The sequence below is a fragment of the Limnohabitans sp. genome (genome assembly GCF_040401495.1).
Taxonomy (GTDB): domain Bacteria; phylum Pseudomonadota; class Gammaproteobacteria; order Burkholderiales; family Burkholderiaceae_C; genus Limnohabitans.
The window spans coordinates 1-1,480 of sequence record NZ_JBBAOI010000060.1 but is presented as its reverse complement, the minus strand read 5'-3'; the positions used below and the strand labels follow the sequence as shown (position 1 = coordinate 1,480).

2 protein-coding genes are annotated in these 1,480 nt (G+C 53.0%); one reads left to right on the top strand and one right to left on the bottom strand.

The genetic code is table 11. The features are described 5' to 3' along the window. On the bottom strand, positions 1-295 hold a 295-nt coding region (locus AC9UEO_RS13630; RefSeq protein ID WP_509534615.1), incomplete at its 3' end, for a DUF4424 family protein. Positions 296-416: 121 nt separating this feature from the next. Between AC9UEO_RS13630 and AC9UEO_RS13625 the strand changes: the two genes are divergently transcribed. Next, positions 417-1,418, top strand: a complete 1,002-nt coding sequence (locus tag AC9UEO_RS13625; protein WP_509534613.1) for an IS30 family transposase — start codon at positions 417-419, stop codon at positions 1,416-1,418. The last annotated feature ends 62 nt before the right edge of the window (positions 1,419-1,480 follow it).

Here is a 1,480-nt window from a genome sequence, read left to right as displayed (position 1 = left end):
CAGGCAATAAGGCGCGGATTTCTAATTCGGGCTTAATTGCTTGTTTATTTACCCACACTTTAAAATTAAGAAAATTTGGATCGGTTACAGGAAATGGGAAGGCTATATTATATTCACCAGCACTTGTTGTTGGGCCGCCACCAGACATATGTGGCATTTCGGGCATTGGAAACGCCACGCGGGTTGTTACTGGAGATGAGGTGACGTTGCGAAATTCATACCTTACCCGCACTTCTTTTTTCGAAAGAAATAGATCTTCTCGCTCCATCGAAATGGAGTTTGACTTGACTAACACCAAGCCACCTGCCCCAAGTTCACTGTTGAAATCATTTGCTGAGGCGGTGATTTTAATTCCATCAAAAACATGGCGGTCTCAAGTTTGAAGTGCAACACCCAGCGGGATAATGGGTGTTTCCATGAGACAGTCTTTCAAACACATTGACGCTTTCGAGCGGGATACCATTCAGCAACAAGTGAGCATCGGTCGAAGTTATCGGTCGATAGCTGCGGCACTTGGTCGATCGGCCTCTGCGATCAGCCGGGAAGTGGCTCGCAACCGCGCCGATCCGGACCGCTATGAGGCGATTGGCGCCGGTAGAGCGGCGCGCAGGCGTCGACGTCGCGGCCTCGTCAAGTTGCGCGAGGGATCGCTTCTTCGCGCGCATGTGGTCGCGCATATTCGCAAGGGCTGGTCGCCCCAACAGATATCTGGCACTCTGGCTGACATGCAGGAAGCCTTTGGCAGTGTCTCGCATGAGACGATTTACCAGATGATCTACGTGCTGCCACGCGGTGAAATTCGCCGTGAACTCATCGGTTTCTTGCGTCAGGGCAAGAAGTTGCGCCGCCCCCGCGGACAAGGCAAGGACCGGCGCGGCGGCCTCGTTGGCATGACCTCCATCCACGAACGTCCCGCCTCGGTTCTGACCCGCGAACTCTTCGGCGATTGGGAAGGAGACCTGATCAAGGGCGCAGGCAACGCCAGCGCGATCGGGACGCTGGTGGAGCGCAAGAGCCGTTTCACAGTTCTGGTCAAAATGAAGGACTGCGGGGCGGACGCCGCACTGGGTGGCTTTCAGCGGGCGCTAAATCGCGTACCCCAGGAACTAAGGAGAAGCCTTGCCTACGACCAAGGCAAGGAAATGGCGCGCCATGCCGAACTTAGCAAGAATGCGAAAATAAAAGTCTATTTCTGTGACCCGCACAGCCCTTGGCAGCGTCCGACAAACGAGAACACCAATGGCCTCGTACGCCAATATCTGCCCAAGGGCATTGATCTGAGCATCTACTCACGTAGCGACCTTGAAAAAATAGCCCAAAGCCTAAATAAAAGGCCGCGTGCATGCCTAGGGTTTAAAACACCCGAGGAAGTGTTCTATAATGAAATTCAGAGGGCGCGTGTTGCACTTCAAACTTGAGACCGCCAACTATAAAAATCAATCGGCGCTTAAAAAACTATCTACGTCAGAGTAACTGGTAA

Excerpts from the sequence above, each read along its gene's own strand:
- AC9UEO_RS13625 (WP_509534613.1), top strand. The coding sequence starts at position 417 with ATGAGACAGTCTTTCAAACACATTGACGCTTTCGAGCGGGATACCATT.